Origin of the sequence: Pseudoalteromonas sp. S3260, from assembly GCF_005886925.1 — a bacterium.
Classification (GTDB): Bacteria; Pseudomonadota; Gammaproteobacteria; order Enterobacterales; family Alteromonadaceae; genus Pseudoalteromonas; species Pseudoalteromonas tetraodonis.
Window position 1 is genome coordinate 1 of the sequence record NZ_PNCV01000112.1, and the last position, 24,872, is coordinate 24,872.

A 24,872-nucleotide genomic window follows, 5' to 3' on the forward strand; every position below is an offset into this window, starting at 1 on the left:
CCTCCAATAAAAAGTTGAAGGCATTTTCAAATACAAAAAATGGTGTTGCTAGGTGTGGTTGGCCGGACGCTTACACTCCAAAAGCAAGCAAGACACGAATGACTTGAGCCTTCTTGTGATCGTAGGAGTTTACCAGTAATAGCTAGTGTTGTTTGATGTGCTAAAGAGTGAGGTATTGGACAGATATACCCTACAGTATTGTTTCATTGCTGATGACAACCCGTAACTGTACTAATGTGACATAGTTTAATAGCGTTTAATTTGGATATACAAACTAGTAACTGCTACTTTAAAGCTTAACAGGCTCTCGGTGAGCCTTTATTAAGAAATTCGCAAAAACATAGGGAAAACGTTTTAGCTAATAGGTGGCTTATCAGCAATTATTAAAGTAACTACGTTGCTGAAGTAAAATAGATAGGATCAAAAACGCCAACTCAAGGTTGGCGTTTTAATTATCAGGCTAAAGGTGATTATTAAACTTTAGGGCCTGCGTTTTTAATTTCGTCAGATACGTCGTATTTAGCAAAATTTTCTGTGAAATCAGATGCTAGCTTAGCCGCATACTCTGCGTATTTAGCTTTGTCTTCCCAGGTATTGATTGGGTTAAGAAGCTTGCTATCTACGCCCGGTACTGCAACTGGTACGTCTAGGTTTAGCACGTCAATGTGTTGGGTTTCTACATCGGCTAATTTTCCAGATACGATTGCATCCACAACAGCTCGTGTTGTTGGAATATCAAAACGCTTACCAATACCGTAAGGGCCACCTGTCCATCCAGTGTTAACTAGGTAAACTTTAGCGCCGAATTCACGTACACGCTTCATTAGAAGCTCTGCGTATACACCTGCAGGACGTGGGAAGAAAGGTGCGCCAAAACAGGTTGAGAATGTTGATTCAATATCACTAGTAGACCCAATTTCTGTAGAGCCTACTTTTGCTGTGTAGCCACTTAGGAAGTGAAATGCTGCAGCTTCTTCGGTTAGTACAGATACCGGCGGTAGTACACCACTCACATCACACGTTAGGAAAACAACAGCCTTAGGCTCATCTGCACGGTTTTCAACTTTACGTTTTTCAACGTGCTCTAGTGGGTAAGCAGCACGGCTATTTTGAGTTAGGCTGGTATCGTTGAAATCAGGAACACGGTTTTCATCAAGTACCACATTCTCTAAAATTGTACCGAATCGAATAGCGTCCCAGATAACTGGTTCGTTCTTTTGAGAAAGGTCGATACATTTAGCGTAACAACCACCTTCGATATTAAATACACTACCTGGTGCCCAGCCGTGCTCGTCATCACCGATTAAGAAGCGAGTTGGATCTGCTGATAATGTTGTTTTACCTGTACCAGATAAACCAAAGAATAATGCGGTATCGCCTGCTTCACCTACGTTAGCAGAACAGTGCATTGGTAATACACCTTTCGCTGGTAGTAGGAAGTTTTGCACAGAGAACATCGATTTTTTCATTTCACCCGCGTAGCGCATGCCAGCAAGTAACACCTTACGTTGTGCAAAGTTAATAATAACTGTGCCATCGCTATTGGTACCATCGCGTTCTGGATCACATACAAACGAAGGTACGTTCATTACTTGCCACTGAGGGAAGTCTGCTTTGTTGTATGATTGTGGTTGGATGAACATGTTTTTAGCGAAGATATGGTGCCAAGCAGTTTCTGTTGTTACAACCACTGGAAGATAGTGCTCTGGATCAGCGCCAACTTCAAGGTGAGAGATAAAGTGGTCATTGCTTTGCACATGTGCTTCTACACGTGCCCATAACGCGTCAAACTTATCTGCATCGAATGGGCGATTTACATTACCCCATTGGATTTCATTTTCAGTACTTGATTCTTGAACAATAAAACGATCTTTTGGAGAACGACCGGTACGACGACCAGTGTTAGCTACAAAAGCACCATTTGCGGCTAAAGTCCCTTCGCCACGGCTGATAGCGTGCTCGACAAGTTCAGCTGCAGTTAGATCGACAAAACGGGTAGCGCTTGAAGTCATGTTTATACCTAAATTGTGTGAGATTGAACGGGATAGCTCTGGGTCTTAGTAACCTTTAAGCTGCAAATATAGTAACAGATGGATTAAGGATATTCGAGCTTATAAACGCCGTAAAAACATATAAATTAAGAAAAAACATGAATAATTTCAATGATACCGGTGTCATGAAAAATGCTCAGCTTGTGATACCGGTGTCATTTTTTAGGCACAAAAAAGCCATAAAAAATTATGGCTATTTTGTGCTGTGTTTTATAAAAGTAGATTAGTTAAATATACTTTTTATATCTTGCTCGTTAAAAACATAATCTTTTAAACAGTAATGGCAGCTAATTCTAATCTCACCATTTTTTTCAACATCGTCCAAAAGCGCTTGTTGACCAACATTAACTAAAGCCGTCATCGTTTTTTCACGGTTACAGCCACATTTAAATTGAATTGGTTGAGGATCAAATACGCGTGGATTATCTTCATGATAAAGACGCGTTAAAATAGTATTGGCATCGAGCTCTAATAGCTCTTCATCTTTAATGGTATTGCTGAGTGCTTCTAAGTGAGCAAAATCTTCAATCGACTTTTGTTTATCAACAGGTAGTACTTGTAAAAATAGCCCACATGCTTTGGCGCTTCCCTCTGTGGTGTCGGTTGCAAACCAAAGGCGCGTTTTTAATTGCTCAGATTGCTCAAAGTAGCTTTCTATACATTCACTTAAGGTATCATGCTCTAAAGGCACTATACCTTGGTAACGCTCCCCTTGCGTTGGAGTAATAGTGATAACCATGTAACCTTGGCCTATAAGCTCTCTAACTGTTGACCCTGTCACTTCACTTTGAAGTCGTGCTATGCCGCGCATATTTTGTTGGTCGTCACCGTTAATAACGGCATATTTTACCGGCCCATCACCTTGTAGTTGAACGGCAATTTCGCCTTCAAACTTTAATGTTGCTGTTAATAAACAGGTTGCAACAAGCAGCTCACCTAGTAATGCTTTAACGGGCTCTGGGTAATTGTGTTTAGCAATCATTTCATTGTAAGCGTTGTCTATTTGTACGAGTTCGCCACGAACATCGAGATTGTCGAATAAATAGCGGTGAAGTAAATCTTGTTGCATGAGCGGCTATACCTAACTTGATTTCATTTTTAAAAGTTCGCGTCTTTGCTTTTTATCAGGCTTTTTAACCGGATGAGGTGCGAAGAAGCTGTTATTTTTGCGTGCGATAGTATTTTCTTCACGCTTAGCAATACTTGCATCAGATTCTTGATACAAGGTCTGTGCAATGGGGGCGCTTTGGCGCTTTTCAAGTATATTTAATACTGTGACAGTTTTTTCATCAACGCCCTGGGCTAGCTTTATAACTGCGCCAATTTCTACAATTTTACTAGCCTTACTGCGTTGCCCATTATAATGTACTTTGCCGCCTTGTACCATTTCTCGAGCTATTGCACGCGTTTTATAAAATCGAGCCGCCCATAACCATTTGTCCAACCTCACTTTAAGTGCGTCAGCGTTTTCTGAGCTGTCATTGAGTTTAGTTTTCTTTGTCATAAAACATCCCTAGTAAATTAACTGCCTAGGTAAATTATCACGAAACCGTTACCGCATGTAGCTATTGCTTGATAGCTGATACGATAAATAAATTAATCTGTTTACAAAGTTTAATATTAGCGTGCTTGTTGAATGAAAAATGAAAAGGTACTATGGCTGAGTGATTTCGTTATAAATTAAAATAAGAACACTACCTATGGAACAGCACGTTCAACAATTTAAGCAGTTATTAAACCGTTTACCGCATGCGAAATTAAGCGCAATGGTTATGGTTTTAGTTGTTGTTTATATTGCATTTTTATTATCAAAACTGATGTGGCTATTATGGCCGCAGCCAGTAACATCTCCTCTTGCCCCTATCAGCTATTCTAACCAAGCTGTGGGTGGCAATAACCAGTCTATAGATTCGATCATTGAGCAATTTGTATTTGGTAAAGTAAATGTAACAAAAAACACCAATACTGCTTCGCAAACTAAAGTCATTAATAATGCCCCTGAAACGCGTCTTAGTATTAACTTAACCGGTATTGTTGCTGTTAGTAATGATGATAAGGCGGGAATGGCTATTATTGAATCGCAAGGTCGCCAGACGAGTTATTTAGTAGAGGATGTGGTGCAAGGTACACGTGCAAAAGTATCGCAAATACTCCCAGATCGTGTGATTCTAGATGTAAGTGGTCGCTTTGAAACCTTAATGCTTGATGGGCTCGACTTTACCAAAACAGTGTCTATGCCGGTACTCGCTGCGCGAGATGAGTCTGAAATGGGGCCTTTAGCGCCTTCAGCACAAAGCGATGAACAAATTGATGCCACTGCCAACCTTGAGGTGAAAGAAGCATTAATAGAAACTCGCGAAGAGCTTTTAGAAGAACCTGGCAAGCTATTTGATTATATACGTGTTTCTCAAGCGATGAATGATGGGGAGCTTATAGGTTATCGTTTGAGTCCTGGTAAAGAGCCCGAACTATTTAAACAAATGGGATTACAAAATAACGATTTAGCCGTGGCAATTAACGGTTATCAATTAACAGATTTAAAACAGGCAATGGCAGCAATGAATGAGCTGCGAAACAGTACAGATGCAACTATCACAATAGAGCGTGATGGTGAGCAAATAGATGTACTATTTAGTCTGCAATAACTTAGCTTTGGAGTTTTAACATAATGGTTCAGGTGCTACACCTCAAAAAAATTAAAAAAGGGTTAGCTAAGTATGCAGCACTTTTTTTAGCGGCAAGTCTTTCTATGTCGGTTGCTGCTGTTGAATATGCTGCTAACTTTAAGGGCACAGATATTAATGAGTTTATTAATATTGTTGGCAAAAACCTTAATAAAACCATCATTATTGATCCTAACGTGCGTGGCAAAGTAAATGTACGTAGTTATGAATTAATGGATGAGGCGCTTTACTATCAGTTCTTTTTAAATGTTTTAGAAGTTTACGGTTATTCAGCCGTCGAAATGGATAACAACATAATCAAAATAGAAAAAAGCTCAGATGCTAAAAAATCAAACGTGCCATTAATTACTGCTGATAGCCAAGCGCTTGGCGATATGATGATTACACGGGTTGTGCGAGTTAAAAATGTAAGCGTACAAGAATTAGGTCCTTTAGTTCGCCAATTTAGCGACCAAAAAGACGGTGGTCACGTTGCTAACTTTAATGCGGCCAACGTCATGATGCTAACTGGTCATGCAGCCTCGGTTAACCGCTTAGTAGAAATTATTCGCTCTGTTGATCAAGCGGGTGATAAGCGAGTCGATATCGTTAAGCTCAAGTTCGCAACAGCTGATGATGTTGTCTCTGTAGTAGAGAATATTTATAAAGATAGTGGCAAGGGTAGCGTACCTGAGTTTTTAATTCCTAAAGTCGTAGCTGATGGTCGTACTAATAGTGTGATTGTCAGTGGTGAAGGCCAAGCACGCACACGTGCCATTGAGCTCATTAAACGTTTAGATGGTGAACTGGAAAGCCAAGGTAATACCAAAGTGTTTTACCTCAATTACGCAAAGGCCGAAGATTTAGTAAAAGTACTCCAAGGTGTGAGCAAATCGCTGGCAGAGGATTCAAAAGGTGGGGCAACCAAAACTCGCAGTAGCAATAAGAACGACACTAGCATTGAAGCTCATCCAGATTCTAATTCATTAGTTATTACCGCTCAGCCAGATACGATGCGTTCACTAGAATCTGTTATTGCGCGCTTAGATATTCGCCGCGCACAAGTACTAGTGGAAGCCATTATTATTGAAGTAATGGAAGGCGATGGCGTTAACTTTGGCCTGCAATGGATTTCAGAAGAAGGCGGCATGCTGCAATTTAACAACGGTACAACAGTACCTGTTGGCTCTTTAGCCGTAGCGGCTGAGCAAGCCCGTGATAAAACGGTGACAAAAGTGGTCACTGGTAGCGAATCAGGAAATGCAACACCTTACGAAGAGACAAAAGAAGGCGACTACGGCCCGCTTGCGTCATTACTTGGTGGTATTAATGGGTTAGCTATGGGGGTAATTAAAAATGACTGGGGCGCAATTGTTCAAGCGGTTTCAACCGATACTAATTCTAATATTCTAGCGACTCCATCTATTACCACTATGGATAACGAAGAGGCGTCTATTTTAGTTGGTCAAGAAGTGCCTATTATTACCGGTTCACAAACCGGTAGTAACAATGAAAATCCATTTCAAACGGTTGAGCGTCAAGAAGTGGGTATAAAACTTAAAGTGACACCACAAATTAACGATGGTTCTGCAGTGCAATTAACCATTGAGCAAGAAGTTTCTAGTGTAAGTGGTGCAACGGCAGTTGATATTTCAGTCAATAAGCGCGCAATTAAAACAACCGTAATGGCAGATGATGGCGGCATGGTGGTATTAGGCGGCTTGATAGATGAAGATGTACAAGAAAGCGTGTCAAAAGTGCCATTACTAGGCGACATCCCTATTTTAGGGCACTTATTTAAGTCAACTAATACAACAAAGCGTAAGCGTAATCTTATTGTATTTATAAGACCGACCATTATTCGCGATGGCGTTAGTATGAATAAACTTAGCTTTAATAAATATAACTTTATTCGCGGTGAACAATTTAAAAAACGTGAAGATGGTATTAATTTAATGCCAATGTCAGACACACCTATTTTACCTGAGTGGAATGACGAATTGTTGTTACCACCAACGTATGAAGAGCATTTACGCAAACAAAATGCACAAGAGCGTAATGATGACTAATGCGATAGAAGATATTAATCAAGATGTTGTTCATCCAATTACTCACAGTAATGATGAACAGCTTGCTCAAGATGACTTAATTGAACTGCCTGCAAAACGTTTGCCGTTTTCATATGCCAGACGAGTGGGTGCGTTACTTAGTAAACATAAGGATAACCGAGTTGTTTACTACCGTGGCGAGCTTGATGTTGATGTATTATTAGAAGTGCGTCGTATTGCAGGACATGGCTTTACACTTGAGCAACTAGAAGATGATAAGTTTGAGCTATTACTAGAAGCATCGTATCAACGTGATAGCTCAGAAACTCAGCAAATGATGGAAGATATTGGTAATGAGGTTGATTTATTCTCACTAGCTGATGAGCTCCCTCAAACAGAAGACTTGCTTGCCGGTGACGACGATGCGCCAATTATAAAGCTGATTAATGCCATGCTCAGTGAGGCAATTAAAGAAGGCGCCTCTGATATCCACATTGAAACGTTTGAGCAAGAGCTGGTTATTCGTTTTCGGGTGGATGGGGTACTTAAAGAAGTTCTAAAGCCTAATCGTAAACTAGCCTCTTTGTTGGTATCGCGTATTAAAGTAATGGCCAAACTCGATATTGCAGAAAAACGCATACCGCAGGATGGTCGCATTAGTTTACGTATCGCTGGGCGCGCTGTAGATGTGCGTGTGTCGACTATGCCATCGAGCTTTGGTGAGCGAGTGGTACTGCGTTTGCTTGATAAAAACAATGCACGTTTAAACCTAGAAGACTTAGGTATGACAGCTCGAAACCGAGAGCTGTTTGCCGACTTAATTAGCAAGCCTCACGGTATAATTTTAGTAACAGGCCCTACAGGCTCTGGTAAAAGTACCACGCTATATGCAGGTATGAGCCAAATTAACTCGCGGGATCGCAATATTTTAACGGTTGAAGATCCAATCGAGTACGAAATTCCTGGCATTGGCCAAACACAGGTTAATACCAAGGTTGATATGACTTTTGCCCGTGGTCTGCGCGCTATTTTACGTCAAGATCCTGATGTAGTTATGGTCGGTGAAATACGAGATTTAGAAACAGCCCAAATTGGTGTACAAGCATCACTTACTGGCCACTTAGTTATGTCTACGTTACATACTAATACCGCCTCAGGCGCAATCACTCGTATGGAAGATATGGGCGTTGAGCCGTTTTTATTATCGTCTTCATTACTAGGGGTATTATCCCAGCGCTTGGTACGTACTTTATGTAATAGCTGTAAAGAAGGTCACGTTGCAGATGAGCGTGAATGTGAATTACTCGGCGTACCGTTTGACAATGCTCCGACGATTTACCGCGCGGTAGGATGTGAAGAGTGTAACTTTAATGGCTACCGAGGTCGTACTGGTATTCACGAGTTATTAGTCGTCGACGAAACTATTCGTGAAATGATCCACAGCGGTAAAGGTGAGCAAAGCGTAGAGAAATACATTCGTAAGCACAGCCCAAGCATTCGTCAAGATGGCTGCAGCCGTGTGCTTGCAGGTAAAACAACGCTTGAAGAAGTGCTGCGCGTAACGCGTGAGGAAGGCTAACTATGGCAGCGTTTGAATACCGCGCATTAGATGGCCGGGGAAAAGAAAAAAAAGGTATTTTAGAAGCCGATACAGCTAAGCAAGTTCGTCAGCTTCTGCGCGATCAAAAGCTTACACCACTTGAGGTGGTGCCTGCTGCGCAAGATGACAAACAAGTTAAAGGTCAAAAAGTACCTTTACTCGGTTCTTTATTTAAACCAACCATATCAACTGCCGATCTCGCTTTGATCACTCGTCAGCTTGCAACCTTAATTCAGTCTGCCCTTCCTGTAGAAGGGGCGGTAATGGCGGTTGCTGAGCAGTGTGAAAAACCACGCTTAAAACGTATGTTAATGTCGGTGCGCTCTAAAGTAGTGGAAGGTTATACCCTGGCTGATGGGATGAGTGAGTTTCCGCATGTATTTGACGATTTATACCGCGCTATGGTGGCGGCAGGTGAAAAGTCAGGTCACTTAGATCAAGTGCTCAACAGGCTAGCTGATTATACCGAGCAGCGCCAACATATGCGCAGTCAAATTACGCAGGCTATGGTGTATCCGATTATTTTGGTGGTGTTTGCTATTGGTATTGTTTCGGTGTTATTAGGTACCGTAGTACCTAAAATATTAAAAACGTTCGAAAAAACCAAACAAGTTTTACCTTGGACTACCGAGTGGGTTATGGCGGGTAGTCATTTTGTGCAAAATTACTGGTTTATAAGTTTACTGGTGATCACCGCTACCGCGGTTGGAATCAAGTATGCGCTTAAAAAACCTAAGGTACGGTTTTGGTGGGATGCAAAAGTATTACATATGCCAGGCATAGGTAAAGTTGCTAGAGGGATTAACACAGCGCGCTTTGCTCGTACTTTAAGTATTTTATCGTCAAGTTCAGTACCGCTACTAGAAGGAATGCGTATTTCTGGTGGGGTATTAGTTAACGAAAAAATCAAACAAGCTGTGGCTGATGCCGCAGAAAGAGTAAGTGAAGGGGCAAGCCTACGTGCTTCACTGCAGCAAACTAAGTTGTTTCCACCAATGATGCTGCATATGATAGCCAGTGGTGAAAAGTCTGGTGAACTTGAGCAAATGTTAGAGCGAGCCGCTAATAATCAAGATCGCGAGTTTGAAAGTATGGTTAATGTGTCATTAAAATTATTGGAACCGGCAATGATTGCGTCTATGGCAGTGATTGTGCTGTTCATAGTAATGGCAATTTTGCAGCCAATTATGGCAATGAACAAGGCCGTAGGTCTTTAAGTATTTTTTATATTAATGATTTAAACAAATCATTTTTGCTTAGTGTTTTTAGAATAACGAGGTAATAACGTGAATAAACAATCAGGTTTTTCTTTATTAGAAGTCATGGTGGTACTGGTTATCATCGGTATGATCATGTCGATTGTGGCACCTAATATTATGGGCCAGCAAGAAGAAGCGGCTATTGATAAAGCGCATTTAGATATTCAGCAGTTAGAAGATGCTATGAGTTTGTACAAGCTTAAAAATAAAAGCTACCCAAGTACAGAGCAAGGTTTAGAGGCATTAGTTACTAAAACCAGTATTGAGCCCATTCCTAAGCGTTTTCCTGATGGTGGCTTTATTAGCAAGTTACCAGAAGATCCATGGGGTAATAATTACCAATTAATCAGCCCTGGAGAAATAGGTAAATTTGATATCTTTTCGATGGGTCCAGATGGCGAACCAGCCACCGAAGATGACATTGGTAATTGGGATGAAGATAAGCAGTAATGACCAATAACTTTACCATGCACTTAAACATAATACATTGGGGCTTGCCATGCAGGTAAGCCCTAAGCACCTGAGTGCAAAGCATTATGGTTTTAGTTTAATAGAAATTTTAGTGGTATTGGTGATCATCGCCTTTGCCACCAAAATGGTGGTATACAGCTTAGATGGCGGCGCTGAAGAAGCGTTAGACAAGCAAGCAAATAGGCTGCATACCACCATTAATGCCGCATCGGAATTTGCGGTGCTTAATCAAATAGAATTAGGCCTTTTAGTTGAGCAAAATACACTTGAATTTTTAGTTTTTGATGGCGAAAAATGGATTAGCTTTGATCGTGAAGCTTTATTTAAGCCAATTGAGATCGAACCCCAATTTAAATTAACACTTAATCTTGAAGACCTACCTTGGGCACAAGATAACTTACTAGAGCAGTCAAATTGGCGTGAGCTAATGAGTGGTAACAATGAAGACAGTTTATTAGAGCTTAAAAAGTTAAAAGTACCGCAAGTGCTTATTTTATCCTCTGCCGATGTAAGTGCGTTTCAGCTCATGCTTGAATTAAAAGATCAGTCAGAGCCGGTGTACTTTATTGAAGGTAAATTTGCAGCCCCAGTCGATTTTCGTCGAGAGCCCCAATAATGAAAAAATACCACGGGTTTACATTATTAGAAGTCTTAGTTGCACTGAGTATTTGTGCCATGGCGGGTATTGCGGCAATGCAAGCAACCGGTGAGCATATTCATCACTTATCAAATATTGAAGAACAAACGTATGGCTCATGGGTCGCTGAGAATGTATTGGTAGAACAACGAACGAAAGGCGAAAAATGGCAAGGTAAAAATGGTACCCGCGGCAGTGAGATGATGGCGGGTATTGAATGGTTTTGGCGCCAAGATGTTGTGCCCACTGCCGACAAGAGCTTTGTAAAAGTCACTATTAATGTGTTTACGGATGATAAGTACGAAAATTCAATTTATGAGTTAAGCACTTACTTAAATAAAGGTAAGCTTTAAGTGAAGCAGCGCGGTTTTACATTATTAGAAGTGATGGTGGCACTAGGTGTGTTGGCGTTTGTGATTATGGCCACCCACCAAATACTTGATACCACAACGCGAGCTAAACAAGCATCAGATGAAAAAATTGCTGAACTAAATGGCTTACAAACTGCATTTAGATTGATGGATCAAGACTTTAGCCAAATGACTAAACGCCAAGTACGTAATGAAGCTGGGGATTTTCAAGAGGGATACTTACTTGCTGGACGCTACATTTTAGAAAGCCAGCTTGATGGTATTGCCTTTGTACGTGATGGTTGGATGAATCCCATTAACTTACTTCCTCGCTCAGAGTTACAAGCTGTTGGTTATCGCGTCATTGATGACAAGTTAGAACGCGTATATCGCATTTATGTCGATCAACTCGATAATATGGAGCCTCGTAGCCAAGTTATTTTAGCCGCAGTCGAAGAGCTTAAATTTGAGTTTTTAGATGGTAGCGGTAAGTGGCAAGAAGACTGGCAAATTAAGGCATTACCTAAAGCCGTTGCGGTAACTATAAAGCAAATGGACGCAGAACCAATTAGGCGTGTGTTTTTAGTGCCAGGACTCGGTAAAGAGCTACCTAAACCAGTAACTGAGGGGACTAACCCGTCGCAACCTAATGGCCGAGGTACGCCTTGATGAACCAACAATCTTCGCGCGGCGCGGCTTTGGTTATTGTGTTATTTATTGTCGCGCTTGCAGCTATTTTAGCCGTTGAAATGAGTGCTAATTTAATGGTGCAAGTACAAAGAAGTACCAATTTACAAAGTCAGCAACAAGCGAAATGGTATGCCTATGGTGCTGAAGAGCTAGCAATTAAAGGTTTAATTCAAAGTAAAAAAGACGATCCAGGAAAAACCACATTAGCGCAGCCGTGGGCAAAGCAAGGTGATGTTAAGTACCCTGTTGAGAACGGCACTTTAAGCGGCCAGTTGACTGATTTACAAGCGTGTTTAAATTTAAACGCGCTTGGGGTTGAGCCAGACCCAAATAGCGGTAATAAAACTAACCCAGCACATAAAGCGTTGTTTGCTATTTTAGAAAATATAGATGATTTACCCAGTGATGAATCAGAAGAAGGGATGGCCGACAGTGTGTTTGATTGGCTTGATGAGAACAGTATAACCTATCGCTCTGGTGCCGAAGAGGGGGAGTATTTATCTCGTCAGTTTCCATATATGACGGCTAATAGCTTATTTGCATCGGTGTCTGAACTGCGTTTAATTAAAGGGTTTAATCCTTTGGTTATGGAAAAAGTGCTGCCTTTTGTCTGTGTGATCCCAGGTAGCACATTACTTTCAATCAATGTTAATACAATCACTGAAGAGCAAGCATTATTACTCAGTGGCTTAATAGATGAACTTAGTGTTTCAGGCGCTCAAGCGGTAATTGCAGCGCGTCCTGAAAATGGTTTTGATAATATTGAAGAGTTTTTTGAATCTGTATTACAACAAGGTGGTAAAAACATCAAAGCAGTAGAAAAACTTTTTAGTGTGAAAAGTGAATATTTTAAATTACAAACGCAGGCAAAATTTGTTGATTTGCGTTTTTCGATGACCACATTACTGTATGCCAGCAATGGCGAGGTAACGATACTGGCGCGAAAATTTGGAGGCGTACAGTGACAGAGATACTGTTGATCCGCACGGGTCAAACCGAACAAGACTTACTTAACTGGTTAATATACTCACCACAAGAACAAGAAATAATAGCCAGTGGCGAGTTACAAAATGCCAGCCAGTTAAGTGAGTTAACTGAAAAAGCATCAACCCGAGAGCTCGTGGTACTTTTACCATGCGACCAAGTGCAATTAAAAACGGTGATACTGCCAACTAAATGGAACCGTAAGCTAGAGCAAGCACTGCCTTATATGCTCGAAGAGGATATTGCCTGTGATATAGACGATATTTATATAGCGCTAGGGGAGCCGACAATGGTTGAAGCGCAGCATGCAATTAGGGTTGCGCTAATGAATCGCGATTGGTTTGAGCACTGGTTAGAGGTGTTTGAGCAGCACCAGCTCACTGCTCATAAAATAGTGCCGGATGGCTTGTTATTGCCCAGTGCAGAAGAGCCTTGTGTAGCGGCAATTGAGCTCAACAAGCAATGGCTATTTAAAAAAGGTGACTGGCATATCGGTGCGGTTGAAAGCAGCTGGTTAAAGGAATATCTAACGGCTTTAGGTAACCCTGATATAAAACATTACAGCCCTGCAGAGCAATTTCCCGAAACGCTTACCTTGCATCCGCAAACCAGTGACTATGAGCTGCCGTTAGCATTATTTGCTAAGCAGTTAGATCAGCTTAAATTTAATTTGCGTCAAGGGCCTTACACGATTAAGAAGAAAACGGCTTTATGGTGGGGTTACTGGAAAAGTGCCACCATAATTAGTGTTATTGCTTTGCTATCGAGTGTGGCTATTAAAGCGGTTGAATTACATCAGCTTAATTCGCAGCTTGAGGTAGCTAAATTACAAGTAGTAGAGCGATTTCAAAAAGCCTTTCCAGGCACGCGGGTGCGCCCTCACTTAATTAAAAATCAAATACAGGGGGCACTGGATAAAGTACAAGGTACGAGCGATGCTGGCTTTTTAGATTTAACCAGCAAGCTGGTGAGTGTATTTTCACAAGTGAGCGAATTTACACCGCAAACCTTACGTTTTGATAAGCGCCGTAATGAATTACGTATTCGTGCTCGTGCAAAAGACTTTCAAACCTTTGGTAAGGTTAAAGCCATTCTTGAGCAGCAAGGTGTGACTGTTGAGCAGGGGTCGTTAAATAATGATGGTGATTATATCGTCGGCGAAATTAGACTGCGAGGTGCACAATGAAACAGCAGTTCATGAAATATTGGGGTTCATTAAAAGAACAAGAGCAGCAGTTAATAATGGTTGCGGGTGGTGTATTTATTATTTTTGTTTTGGTAATGGGTATATTTAGACCCTTAAATACGGCAATAGAAAATGCGCAACAATCACAAATAAAACAACAAGAATTGCTAGCATGGGTAGACGACAGTATCGTTAAACTTAAAGCAGCAGGTAAAGCGCAAGCGGTGAGCAATAAAAACCTCAGCCAAATAGTGAATAATACGCGCGGTCGTTACAGCATTAATATTAGTAAAATGCAGCCAAATGATAATTCACTTCGTTTAACACTCGACTCAGTTGAGTTTAATCAATTAATCCAATGGATTGACGAGCTGGTTAATCAGCATGGTTTAAGCGTAGAAAATTTAGATTTAAGCCAAGATGATAAATCCGGTTATGTACGCGTTAGCCGTTTAGTATTAGAGAAGTAGTTAATGAAAAAAATAATAATTTTATCCATCGTTTTTGTAATTAGCTTTCTTGTTTTTAGCGTTATTAAATTGCCCGCTGCAGTGGCTTTAAATTTTGCTAAACCTTACTTACCTGCGCAGTTAGAGGTAGGGCAAACTTTTGGTACACTATGGCAAGGTCAAATAATGCAGCTTCGCTTTCAAGGTGAACAGTTGAATAATGTACGTTGGGATATATCAGGCTGGTCAATCTTTAAAGCTCAAGTAAATACTAACTTACGTTTTGGTAATCCTCGCGAACGTGATGACATTTCTGGGTATGCAGATATTAGTTATTCTCTCACAAATGATGAACTTAGAATAACTGATACTGTAGTGCGTTCAACGGTTGAGCGCGCTATGCAGCGCATTGATTTACCGTTACCGGTTACTGCTAAAGGACGCGTTATTTTAGAGCTCGATGAATACGTTTCAGGCGCTCCTTATTGTCAATCATTACAAGGTGAAATAGCCAGCCCTGATATTGATGTGCAAGGGCTAACTGGCTGGTTTAATATAGGCGATTTAAGCGGTAAGTTAAGTTGTAAGTCGGGCGATGTAGCCATACTTATCGAGCCAAATAATAGATTAGGGTTAGAGGCTGATGCTACACTAAAAGCCAATTTTGATTTTAAAGTAGCGGGATATGTTAAACCTGATCTCACTTTACCAAAAGAAGTCCATGACGCGGTGAAGTTTTTAGGTAGACCAGATAACCAAGGTCGGTATCCACTTAAATTTTAATATTTTATAAAAAAGAGTTTTAATGCAAATACCTCAGTTTACTGAGCAGCACGCCAAACTGCTCAGCGAGTTTTTAACTACCCGGCCCGGCGCTATGAGCTTTATTCAAAGCCAAGGTTATTTATTTGGCACTATTTGTTCACCTGAGCCATTAGAAGTACATCAATGGTTAGAGCAAATTCTACCTAATACCGCGAATGGCCTTGATGAAGACATGTTGTTTTTGTTTATGGCATTACATCATCAAGTAAGTGAACAAGTATTTGAACTTGGTTATAAGTTACCCGCTGAGTTTGACCTTGAGTTTTGTCAGCAGTGGTCTGCAGGTTTTTTAACTGCAAGCCAAACGTATACTCATAAGTTACTCCAGAGTGAGCAACTAGATATTCAATACAAGCAAGCGCTTGAAAGTGCACAGGCGACTCTTAGCTTTTTTGCATTAGATAAACCAACGATTGCACAGATTGCACAGCAAAATAATATCGATGAATTACATTTGTGTGCGCAGCAGTATGAATTAATGGGCGACTTTGCGTTAGGTTTTGCTGAACTTATAGAAATTGTCGCGCTTAATAGTGGTTTGTATACCGATGAAGGGTGGGATGAATAGGTAGGTACAGCCTTAAGCGCCAATCTCTAATTCGATATCAGTGCAACCTTGTTTGCACTGTATTACTCCCTTACCAGGTTCGCTGGTGGCTAAATTTAACGTTAATACACCTTGGCAATGCTCACATTTAAGTGTTTTACCTTGTGCCAACTGCTTAAGCATAGTGCGGTGCTTGTGAAATGAGTTACTTGCTTTTTTATTTAATCCAGAAAAATCCATTATTTCACTCTCGCTTGCGCTAATGACTCTTTGATAATGCGACATACCGTTGTTAAACGTTCTGAATAAAAGTAGAGGTTTAGATCGCCTTGACGACAATAGCGTAGTTCAAACAACTTTACTGATTCATCATTGGTAAAGGTTTTATCAATATAGTCTTCTTCGGATCTTGAAAGTGCTAACTGTTTATTGATTTTGTTTCTTGTCATGGTTGCGACAGGAAAACGATCGACTTTAGTTGTGCTGCTTAACAAGCCTATACCATCACCGAGTAAGCGCTCACGAGGCTCTTTTACCAAGGGGTGATCAATGGTAAAAAATGCTAGGATCACAACCACTAGTATAAAAAATTTCTTCATAAATACACAAACCTTGATCCAAACAACACGTTAGTAGCCGGCAAGTGTAATAAAATACACCTTAAAAGCAAGTCACAAGTTGAATAAATTATTAGCAATCTAGTCAGTAATTTTAGCCAATATGCGTATAATAAGGGGAGTAATTAGATACTTCTGAAATATCTGAAAGTATACAAGTGCGACCTAAAGCGTATTATGTTTAGCATGTAAGTTGCTACACTTAGGCGAAAAGTACAAAAAGATTGCTGAATTTTTATTTCCTAGCGGCGTTGAGGAACTTCAATGGATAAGCAAATTAAAGTAAAAAACATACCAACAGAGGTTAAGATCCAAAAAACCGATCTGAGCCGTCAAGAAGATAGATTTAACCCACGCAACCGTATTTATGTGCGTGCTGTTTCAGGACTCCATCAATTACTAAGACAACGTATTGGCTTTTTAGGCATGCTGGCGTTTATGTTATTGCCATGGATCAACTTTAACGGTCAACAAGCTGTTTTATTTGAGCTAATGGAGCAAAAATTTAATATTTTTGGCTTAACCCTATGGCCACAAGATTTCACCATTCTTGCATTTATATTTATGCTAGCAGCGTTTGCCTTATTTCTGGTTACCACTTTTTATGGTCGAGTATGGTGTGGCTATACATGTCCGCAAACAGTATGGACCTTCATTTTTATTTGGTTTGAAGAAAAGTTTGAGGGCAGCGCTAACCAACGTAAAAAGTTAGATCAACGGCCGATGGATTTTGACAAGTTCTGGCGTAAAACGGCTAAGCACACTAGTTGGGTATTATTTTCTTTATATACTGCGTTAACGTTTGTTGGTTACTTCACGCCTATTCGCGAACTACTGCCTGAATTTGTTACCTTTAATGTAGGCGGTTATGCCTTAGTTAGTATCATTGTATTTACTATTTGTACTTATGGTAACGCTGGGTGGATGCGAGAAATTATGTGTTTACATATATGCCCGTATTCACGTTTTCAGTCAGCAATGTTTGATAAAGACACCTTTACTGTAAGCTATGATGAAACTCGTGGTGAAAACCGAGGGCCACGTTCTCGTAAACAAGACCCTAAAGAGTTAGGTTTAGGTGACTGTATTGACTGTAACTTGTGTGTGCAGGTTTGCCCAACCGGGATTGATATTCGTAATGGTTTGCAATATGAGTGCATAAACTGTGGCGCTTGTATTGATGCCTGTGACGGCGTAATGGATAAAATGAATTACCCTCGAGGCCTTATCTCTTACACCACCGAGCGTAATTTAGAAACACCGGAGAATAAAACCCATCCGCTGCGTCCAAAGCTGATTGGTTACAGTGTTATTTTAATCTTACTTACCGGTGCGCTGGTTGCTAATATCGCCATGCGTAAAACCATGGACTTTGATATTATTCGCGACCGCAATCAGTTGTATCGTGTCGATTTTAATGGTTTAGTTGAAAACACCTACACCTTAAAAGTAATTAACAAAGCACAATACGAGCAAACATTCTCTATTGATGTAACAGGGTTAGATAATTATAAATACTTAGGTGATACTACCTTTACAGTAAACGCTGGTGAATCGCATAATGTACCGCTATCACTGGTAATGGATCCTTATGATTTAAAAGCGCCAATGACCGAGTTTAACTTTGTGTTGTCGCCAATAAACGAGCCCGATAATAAAGTATCGCAGCCAAGCAACTTTTTTAAGGCTCGATAAGTCGCTTTATTAAAGGCAAACGAGCACTGTTATTAACAAAAAAGCGGGATATTCCCGCTTTTCTTTTTATATAAGAAATATATGAGTAAATTTAGCTTTATTGACTTAACCCCAGATCTTATTTTGGATGCCATAGAAAGCGTGGATATTTATGCTGAGTCAGGGTTGTTAGCGCTAAATAGCTACGAGAATCGGGTGTATCAATTTGTGGCCGAGGGTGCAGAGCGTTATGTCGTTAAGTTTTATCGCCCTGAGCGCTGGAGCAAAGCGCAAATTCAAGAAGAGCATGACTTTGCTTTTGAACTAGCCGCCGCTGAAGTACCGGTGGTGGCGCCAATAAAACACAATGGGCAAAGCTTGTTTGAACATCAAGGGTATTTGTTTACTTTGTTCCCAAGTGTAGGCGGGCGTTTATTTGAGGTGGACAATTTAGATCAACTCGATGTGCTCGGGCGTTTAATCGGTCGTATGCATCAAGTAGCCAAAACGAAACCCTTTACCCAAAGACCGACCTTTACCTGTGATGAATATTTAGATACAGCTAAAGTTCATTTACAAAAAAGTAAGTTAGTCCCTATGGGATTAGAGACTTCTTTTTACACTATTTTAGATTTAGTCATTGCTCAAACTCAACAGCAATATAAAAATGTAGAAGGCATTCGCTTACATGGTGACTGCCATGCTGGTAATATCCTATGGGCAGGAGATGCATTAATGTTTGTTGACTTAGACGATAGCCGTCAAGGTCCTGCAATTCAAGATTTATGGATGATGCTCAGTGGCGATCGACAAACACAGCTGTTACAGTTAGACACTTTAGTGAATGCATATGAAGAGTTTTGCGATTTTGATCACTCACAACTTAAGCTGATCGAACCGCTTCGCGCTATGCGTATGATTCATTACATGGGGTGGGTTGCAAAACGTTGGAGTGATCCTGCTTTTGTACGGAACTTTTCATGGTTTGCAGATGACAAATACTGGGAGCAACAAATTTTAGCGCTTAAAGAGCAGTTTGCAGCTTTGCAAGAAGCCCCGTTAAAATTATTGCCATAATATTTTTATTTAAAAAGAAGTATAACGAGATATTCATGCTTAAAAAATTAAAACTAAGTTTACTGATCCTATGTTTACCTTTTGCAGCATTAGCTGCTAACTTTGAAGCGGGTAATCAATACACTGTAATTGATGTTGAAAAAAGTAAAACCCCGAATGTAACCGAGTTTTTCTCTTTCTATTGCCCACATTGTTTTAAATTTGAGCCGGTAGCCAAAGGGATTGCAGAAAACTTACCTGAAGGGGCTGAATTTGTAAAAAATCATGTCAACTTTTTGGGAGGCGTTTCACCACAAGCGCAAAGTAATTTAAGCTTTGCTTACTTAATCGCAAAGAAACACGGTCAAGCTGAAGCGGTAACAGCGCAAATTTTTAAAAGCATTCATATACAACGTGCGCCATTAACTGAAATTAAAGACGTTAAAAAGTTATTAGAGCTTAATGCTATTGATAACACGACGTTTGATAACGACATCGCCAGTTTGCCTATCATAGCAGCTGAACGTGCCATGCAAGATAAGCAGAATAAATATTCTGAACTTGGTGCATTAACTGGCGTGCCTACATTTATCGTAAATGACAAATATAAAATCAATATTAATACAATCAAGAGCCAACAAGAACTTGATGAGTTAATTAGCTTTTTACTAAAACTATAATTTTTGGAGCACCACAATAATGATCAAATTAGTTAAAGCAGGGTTACTTGCTGTATTACTCCCTTTAGCTGCAACCAGTTTTGCTGCCACTTACGAAGAGGGCGTGCATTACGATGTCGTCTCTGATCGTGCAACCAGAAAACCAGAAGTAAAAGAGTTTTTCTCTTTTTACTGTCCTGCATGTAATAACATGGAACCACTGCTGGCCGAGATCAAACCTAAGCTAGATAAAAACGTAAAGTTTAAGAAAAGCCATGTAGATTTTGTGGGTGTACGTGACCCAGAACATCAAACCATGATCAGCCAAGCATTAGCTACAGCTGAAGTACTACCTCAAAAAGATAAAATTATTTCAGCGATGTTTGATCATATCCATGCAAAGCGCGCTCGTTTTAATGAGCTTGCAGATGTAAAAGATGTATTTTTAGCTCAAGGCGTAGATGGCGACAAGTTTGATAAATTATTTGAAAGCTTCTCGGTACGTACACTTAGCTCTAAAATGAAACGTGACCAAGATTACTTTAAAGGCAAAGGGGCACTACGTGGCGTTCCTACGTTTATCGTTAATGGTAAATACAAGCTTAACTTAGGTGGTGAGTCAGGCATTTCATCGCCAGAAGATGTAAGCGCACTCATTAATTACTTAGCAAATAAATAAGTAGTTTGGTTAAATAACAAAGCTCCTTAAGGAGCTTTTTTATTCTTACAACGTGCGCTGTTTAATGCTTTTTTTATTTACGTTGTAAAAACACACCAGATTCAATGTGGTGTGTATAAGGGAACTGATCAAATATTGCAAAGCGCTTAACCTCGTGGGTTTGCGTTAAGTGTTCAAGGTCACGCTCTAATGTGTCTGGGTTACATGAGATATAAATAATATTTTCATAATTAGCCACTAAGTCACACGTAAGCGTGTCCATGCCTGCTCTAGGCGGGTCGACTAAGATGGTTTGGCAGTTGTAACTACTCAAGTCAATGCCATCTAAGCGAGAGAAAGTACGCTCGCCTTTCATTGCCTGAGTAAACTCTTCGCTCGACATGCGAATAATATCTAAGTTAGTTACTTGGTTTTGAGCAATATTATATTGCGCTGAATGCACAGACGATTTTGATATTTCTGTTGCCAGCACTTTATTAAATGAGCCCGCAAGTGCAATTGAAAAGTTTCCGTTACCACAATACAGCTCTAGTAAATCATTGTTTAGTGGTTTACATAACTCTTGTGCCCACTCCAACATCTTAATATTTACCTTCGCATTAGGCTGAGTAAAGCTATTTTCTACCTGCTGATAGATTAGCTCTTGGCCATTCACCATTAAGCGCTCAGTAACAAAGTCATCGCCCAATTTTTCTTTTTGCTTACGTGCACGGCCAATAAAGTCAATTTTGTATTGGCTGCTTAGCTTTTCCTTTAAGGCATTGATCTCAGTTAACCAGTGTTCATCAAGTGGCTTGTGATAAAGCAAGCTCACTAAAATTTCACCACTGAGGGTTGATAAATAATCTATTTGAAATAGCTTACGACGTAGTACTTCGCAGTCTTTTAAATTATCAATCATCACCTGCATAATTTCACCTACTAAAGGAGCTGCAGGGTCAAAGATATCAACACGTATTTTATCTTTTGTTTGTTGATCAAACATAATATGAAACAGATCGTCACCATCGTGCCATACTCTAAATTCTGCACGTTGGCGGTAGTTAATGGGCTCAGAGCTAAATACTTCTAACTGTTTTACACCAAAACGTTGAAATTGCTCTGTAATACGCTGCTCTTTTTCATTTAATTGTGCATCGTACTGCGTGGTATCTATATTTATAACTGCCATTAACGGTATAACCTTATCGTTGAGATCTGTTTATCGGCGCTATTGTAGGGAGCGAAGCGTATTTGTCTAGTTTTGATCAAATATAGTGAGCTTTTTTTGAGCATTTTACTACAGTATAGGCTTACTTGGCCGATATAAGGGTAAGTCTAAATAGGAGTCTTCTCATGAAAATAGGTAACTTTAGTTTTGTTCCAAACAGTAATGCTAATAAATACAATACTAAACAAGCAATGCCACAGCCTAAAATAGACTCGCCACCAACCAGTTATCAGCAACGAGGAAAAGAACTGGCTGCTGCCGTATTAGGTGACAAAATGGCAAAAGAATTAGGTTTGCCGGTCGCTGAAACCAAAAAAGACAAACCACTGTTTGATTTTAATGAAGTCGTAAAAAATGTTTTAGACTTTGTTACAAGCTCGGTAAAAAAAGCCAAAGCCAATGGTGCCGATAACGACAAACTACAAGATATGCTAAATCAGGCACGTAAAGGAGTGCAGACGGGTGTTGATGAGGCTGTGGATGAATTAAAAGGCATGGGCGTATTTAATCAAGAACTTGAAGAGGGTATTGATAAATCTAAAGAGGGTATCTTTAGTGGCCTCGATAAATTTGAGCAGAACTTATTTAACCCACAACCTGCAAGCGTAACTGTTAGTCAGGCGCAATATGTAAGTTTAAGCAATAGTGCTGATTATACATTTACCACAGCAGAAGGTGATGAGGTGAGTATTAGCTTTGCAGATGCTTACCAATCGCAATCATCTAGTCGCTATCAAAAAACAGATGATTCACAATCATTTAGTACGCAATTTTCTGAATCCCGTGAGCTCTCTTTCTCGATGTCAGTAAACGGTGAGCTTAATGAAGACGAGCAGCAAGCCATAAATGATTTAATGGCAGAGTTACAAGATGTAAGTAAAACCTTTTTCAGTGGTGATTTAGACAAAGCATTTGAACAAGCCCAAGAACTCAGTTTAGGGAATGAACAGCTGGTGGCATTCTCAATGGACTTACGTCAAAGCAAAACCGTTGCTGCCATTAAAGAGTATGAACAAATTAAGCCAACATCAGAAAAAGCCATTGCCGAAACTGTTGCCCCTTTTAATGATGATCTAAAATCGGCTTACTCTAAAGCGCAAACCCTAGGATTAGAAAGTCAGCTATCAGGTATCATTCAATGGCTAAATCAAGATCAACAAGAAATAGATAAACTGGTTGATTACACTAACACCATGTTTGAAAACTTAGGTAAATTAAACGCCGCTACTGCAAAGCTAGGCACTGAGTAAAACTACTTTCTTTTACAAAAGCCACATGGCAAACTGCCGTTCTTAGTAAAGAGTAGGAATGGTAGTTTGTCAGCGCACATCATGGTATTTGATTCAGGTATAGGTGGAACCACCGTGCTTGAGCATATTCAGCAAAGCATTCCTCATGCTCAATACAGCTATTTTATGGATAATGCATTATTGCCATATGGCGCACAGTCGCAACAAACCATCATTCATCGCCTGTGTGGATTGATTCAATTTATTAAAGATGAGTCACTAAATGTCGACTTAATTGTTATAGCCTGCAATACCGCCTCAACATCAGCGTTAAGTTCGGTACGTCAAATTACCGATATTCCTATTGTTGGGGTAGTACCTGCAATTAAACCCGCAGCGCAATTAACGCAATCAAAGCATATAGGTTTATTGGCAACTCCCGCAACGGTATCAAGCCCGTATACTAATGCACTTATAAAAGAACATGCCTCATCGATAACCACAAGTTTATATAGTAGTGTTGAACTGGTTACTTTGGCAGAGACTCTCTTTTTTACCCAGAACTTAGATCTTGATAAGTTGCATACTGAGTTAGATCGATTAAATATTAATAACGATATAGATGTGCTGGTATTAGGCTGTACTCACTTTCCTATTTTAGCTAAACCAATTAGTGATTACTTTAATACGCAAGTACAGTTATTAGACTCTGGTGCGGCCATTGCTAAGCGAGTTAGTTCTTTACTCAAATTAAGTGATAATCAAGCAGGCATAAAAAAGCCGCTGCACTATTATGCAACGGCTGATGTATGTAGTGATAAACTAGCGGTTAAGCAAGTTACACTGTTTGATCCGACTCTGAACGATAAGAGTTAGAATCATCTTCTTGTTTTTGTTTTGCTTCACGTACTTTCAAAGTACGTTGTTGGAACTCACTATCGTTTAGCTTAGCAATTGCATTATCAGCATCTGCTTGTGCCATTTCCACAAAGCCAAAACCGCGACGCTTGCCAGTATTTTTATCTTTTAACAAACGAACGTTAAATACTTTGCCTTGCTCTTCAAATAAAGTACGAACTACACCTTCATTTGCGCGATAAGGAAGATTGCCAACATAAAGTGTTTTTGTTTTTACTTCGGCTTCTTCTGTACTTACTGATGACATTGCAGCAATAACAAGTCCACCAATTAATAAACCGGCACCGAATAGAAGTGCAGGGTCTAATGCTAGGCTTGCAAGCGCAAACTTAACGATAACAAAACCAACAACAGCAAGAATAACTGCGAAGATAAAAGATTTTTGATCGGGTAATTTCATTTTTGATCTACCAATAAACAGGAAATAAACATTAATTTAACATTGTGAACTTGTTATCTTAACGTCTTAATTGAACATAGCAATGAAATTTATAGCAAATAGTTAATAAGAGTGTAAAAAACAACCGATAGTAAGGCGTTTCTTTACTATTTTAGCCTCGTTTGTTTGAAACTTGAGCAAACGATAAAAAGATCTAAAAAAAAGGTTGATCTGTTTTCGGATCTCCCTATAATGCGACCCCACTGAGACGGCAGAGCGCAACGCATAGCGAGGCATGAGCTACTCAGAGAGTTAAGTAAAACTTAAGTTTAAATAATCGCAAGAAAGTTTAAAATTAAGTGTTGACTCGAAAAATAAAGGATGTATTATACGCATCCCTAGTGACAATGTCGCAACGTTCTTTAACAATATAAAGCAATCATCTGTGTGGGCACTCGTACAGATTGAGTTCTAACAGCCAAGCTATTTAGTTCTTTATTGATCAAGTAACGAGGCGAACAAATTTAGAGTCTCAATGTGATTTCTCGAAAGAGAAGCTGAGTGACCAACAGCAATAACTTACTTAGGTTTTTCTTAAGAAAAGAATTGCAGCACAGTCAATTCAATATCGAAAGATATTAAATAAATTCAGAATTCATTGAGCTGTCGCAAGACATAAAACTTTTTAATT

General features: G+C 39.9%; 26 protein-coding genes. 19 read left to right on the plus strand and 7 right to left on the minus strand.

Annotated elements, in window-relative coordinates; genetic code table 11:
• Positions 1-473: 473 nt before the first annotated feature.
• The 3 genes from CWC14_RS15515 to hslR all read right to left on the minus strand — a co-directional run bounded on the left by CWC14_RS15515 (position 474) and on the right by hslR (position 3,555).
• Entirely contained in the window at positions 474-2,012 is a 1,539-nt protein-coding gene (locus CWC14_RS15515; RefSeq protein ID WP_138563762.1) for a phosphoenolpyruvate carboxykinase, read from the minus strand.
• Positions 2,013-2,274: 262 nt separating this feature from the next.
• The gene (hslO, locus tag CWC14_RS15520; protein WP_069439172.1) at positions 2,275-3,120 is read right to left on the minus strand and encodes an Hsp33 family molecular chaperone HslO; all 846 of its coding nucleotides are present in this window, start codon (positions 3,118-3,120) and stop codon (positions 2,275-2,277) included.
• 12 nt (positions 3,121-3,132) lie between these two features.
• Complete coding sequence (gene hslR / locus CWC14_RS15525) at positions 3,133-3,555, minus strand: ribosome-associated heat shock protein Hsp15 (protein WP_036980450.1); 423 nt, start codon at positions 3,553-3,555, stop codon at positions 3,133-3,135.
• Positions 3,556-3,751: 196 nt separating this feature from the next.
• On the opposite strand from hslR, the gene gspC reads away from it, so the two are divergent.
• The 13 genes from gspC to CWC14_RS15590 all read left to right on the plus strand — a co-directional run bounded on the left by gspC (position 3,752) and on the right by CWC14_RS15590 (position 15,781).
• Entirely contained in the window at positions 3,752-4,696 is a 945-nt protein-coding gene (gspC, locus tag CWC14_RS15530; protein WP_138563764.1) for a type II secretion system protein GspC, read from the plus strand.
• Between the two features lie 23 nt (positions 4,697-4,719).
• Positions 4,720-6,783, plus strand: a complete 2,064-nt coding sequence (gene gspD / locus CWC14_RS15535; protein WP_138563766.1) for a type II secretion system secretin GspD — start codon at positions 4,720-4,722, stop codon at positions 6,781-6,783.
• Positions 6,776-8,341: a type II secretion system ATPase GspE gene (gene gspE, locus CWC14_RS15540; RefSeq protein ID WP_010393003.1), complete on the plus strand. Its 1,566-nt coding sequence runs from the start codon at positions 6,776-6,778 to the stop codon at positions 8,339-8,341. Before gspD ends, gspE begins: the two co-directional genes overlap by 8 nt.
• A 2-nt stretch (positions 8,342-8,343) precedes the next feature.
• A complete protein-coding gene (gene gspF, locus CWC14_RS15545) occupies positions 8,344-9,579 on the plus strand; it encodes a type II secretion system inner membrane protein GspF (RefSeq protein WP_075169550.1) in 1,236 nt (411 codons plus the stop codon).
• A gap of 69 nt (positions 9,580-9,648) precedes the next feature.
• Positions 9,649-10,071 carry a type II secretion system major pseudopilin GspG gene (gene gspG / locus CWC14_RS15550; RefSeq protein ID WP_016900325.1) on the plus strand — a complete coding sequence of 141 codons (423 nt, stop codon included), beginning with the start codon at positions 9,649-9,651 and terminating at the stop codon, positions 10,069-10,071.
• A gap of 49 nt (positions 10,072-10,120) precedes the next feature.
• Entirely contained in the window at positions 10,121-10,708 is a 588-nt protein-coding gene (locus CWC14_RS15555) for a prepilin-type N-terminal cleavage/methylation domain-containing protein (protein ID WP_016900326.1), read from the plus strand.
• Entirely contained in the window at positions 10,708-11,082 is a 375-nt protein-coding gene (gene gspI, locus CWC14_RS15560) for a type II secretion system minor pseudopilin GspI (RefSeq protein WP_138563768.1), read from the plus strand. The genes CWC14_RS15555 and gspI overlap by 1 nt, the downstream gene beginning before the upstream one ends.
• On the plus strand, positions 11,083-11,748 hold the full coding sequence (gene gspJ, locus CWC14_RS15565) for a type II secretion system minor pseudopilin GspJ (protein ID WP_013464254.1): 666 nt from the start codon (positions 11,083-11,085) through the stop codon (positions 11,746-11,748).
• Complete coding sequence (gspK, locus tag CWC14_RS15570) at positions 11,748-12,734, plus strand: type II secretion system minor pseudopilin GspK (RefSeq protein ID WP_138563770.1); 987 nt, start codon at positions 11,748-11,750, stop codon at positions 12,732-12,734. Before gspJ ends, gspK begins: the two co-directional genes overlap by 1 nt.
• Positions 12,731-13,939, plus strand: coding sequence for a type II secretion system protein GspL (gene gspL, locus CWC14_RS15575; protein WP_138563772.1), 1,209 nt, complete (start codon positions 12,731-12,733; stop codon positions 13,937-13,939). The genes gspK and gspL overlap by 4 nt, the downstream gene beginning before the upstream one ends.
• Positions 13,936-14,409 carry a type II secretion system protein M gene (locus CWC14_RS15580; RefSeq protein WP_138563774.1) on the plus strand — a complete coding sequence of 158 codons (474 nt, stop codon included), beginning with the start codon at positions 13,936-13,938 and terminating at the stop codon, positions 14,407-14,409. Before gspL ends, CWC14_RS15580 begins: the two co-directional genes overlap by 4 nt.
• A gap of 3 nt (positions 14,410-14,412) precedes the next feature.
• Positions 14,413-15,171 (plus strand): type II secretion system protein N, encoded by a 759-nt coding sequence (locus CWC14_RS15585; RefSeq protein ID WP_013464258.1) that lies wholly within the window; start codon positions 14,413-14,415, stop codon positions 15,169-15,171.
• Positions 15,172-15,193: 22 nt separating this feature from the next.
• Positions 15,194-15,781, plus strand: a complete 588-nt coding sequence (locus CWC14_RS15590; protein WP_138563776.1) for a UPF0149 family protein — start codon at positions 15,194-15,196, stop codon at positions 15,779-15,781.
• 12 nt (positions 15,782-15,793) lie between these two features.
• Here the strand turns inward: CWC14_RS15590 and CWC14_RS15595 are convergent, their stop codons facing one another.
• Both CWC14_RS15595 and CWC14_RS15600 read right to left on the minus strand, forming a co-directional pair.
• Positions 15,794-16,000, minus strand: coding sequence for a hypothetical protein (locus CWC14_RS15595; RefSeq protein WP_013464260.1), 207 nt, complete (start codon positions 15,998-16,000; stop codon positions 15,794-15,796).
• On the minus strand, positions 16,000-16,359 hold the full coding sequence (locus tag CWC14_RS15600; protein WP_013464261.1) for a hypothetical protein: 360 nt from the start codon (positions 16,357-16,359) through the stop codon (positions 16,000-16,002). Before CWC14_RS15600 ends, CWC14_RS15595 begins: the two co-directional genes overlap by 1 nt.
• Before the next feature lie 282 nt (positions 16,360-16,641).
• Between CWC14_RS15600 and ccoG the strand changes: the two genes are divergently transcribed.
• The 4 genes from ccoG (at position 16,642) to CWC14_RS15620 (ending at position 20,445) form a co-directional block, all read left to right on the plus strand.
• On the plus strand, positions 16,642-18,072 hold the full coding sequence (gene ccoG, locus CWC14_RS15605; protein ID WP_064664084.1) for a cytochrome c oxidase accessory protein CcoG: 1,431 nt from the start codon (positions 16,642-16,644) through the stop codon (positions 18,070-18,072).
• 81 nt (positions 18,073-18,153) lie between these two features.
• Entirely contained in the window at positions 18,154-19,128 is a 975-nt protein-coding gene (locus CWC14_RS15610) for a serine/threonine protein kinase (protein WP_138563778.1), read from the plus strand.
• Between the two features lie 35 nt (positions 19,129-19,163).
• The gene (locus CWC14_RS15615; RefSeq protein ID WP_013464264.1) at positions 19,164-19,787 is read left to right on the plus strand and encodes a thiol:disulfide interchange protein DsbA/DsbL; all 624 of its coding nucleotides are present in this window, start codon (positions 19,164-19,166) and stop codon (positions 19,785-19,787) included.
• Positions 19,788-19,806: 19 nt separating this feature from the next.
• On the plus strand, positions 19,807-20,445 hold the full coding sequence (locus tag CWC14_RS15620; RefSeq protein WP_008113400.1) for a thiol:disulfide interchange protein DsbA/DsbL: 639 nt from the start codon (positions 19,807-19,809) through the stop codon (positions 20,443-20,445).
• Between the two features lie 73 nt (positions 20,446-20,518).
• On the opposite strand, the gene trmA is transcribed toward CWC14_RS15620, so the two are convergent.
• The gene (gene trmA / locus CWC14_RS15625) at positions 20,519-21,616 is read right to left on the minus strand and encodes a tRNA (uridine(54)-C5)-methyltransferase TrmA (RefSeq protein WP_138563780.1); all 1,098 of its coding nucleotides are present in this window, start codon (positions 21,614-21,616) and stop codon (positions 20,519-20,521) included.
• Positions 21,617-21,780: 164 nt separating this feature from the next.
• Here trmA and CWC14_RS15630 point away from each other — a divergent pair, with 164 nt between their 5' ends.
• Together CWC14_RS15630 and murI are read left to right on the plus strand one after the other, a co-directional pair.
• On the plus strand, positions 21,781-22,905 hold the full coding sequence (locus tag CWC14_RS15630; RefSeq protein WP_138563782.1) for a DUF5610 domain-containing protein: 1,125 nt from the start codon (positions 21,781-21,783) through the stop codon (positions 22,903-22,905).
• A gap of 66 nt (positions 22,906-22,971) precedes the next feature.
• Positions 22,972-23,760, plus strand: a complete 789-nt coding sequence (gene murI / locus CWC14_RS15635; protein ID WP_138563784.1) for a glutamate racemase — start codon at positions 22,972-22,974, stop codon at positions 23,758-23,760.
• Here murI and CWC14_RS15640 read toward each other — a convergent pair.
• Complete coding sequence (locus CWC14_RS15640) at positions 23,723-24,202, minus strand: RNA recognition motif domain-containing protein (protein ID WP_013464268.1); 480 nt, start codon at positions 24,200-24,202, stop codon at positions 23,723-23,725. The two genes, murI and CWC14_RS15640, sit on opposite strands and share 38 nt — an antisense overlap.
• Positions 24,203-24,872: the final 670 nt, after the last annotated feature.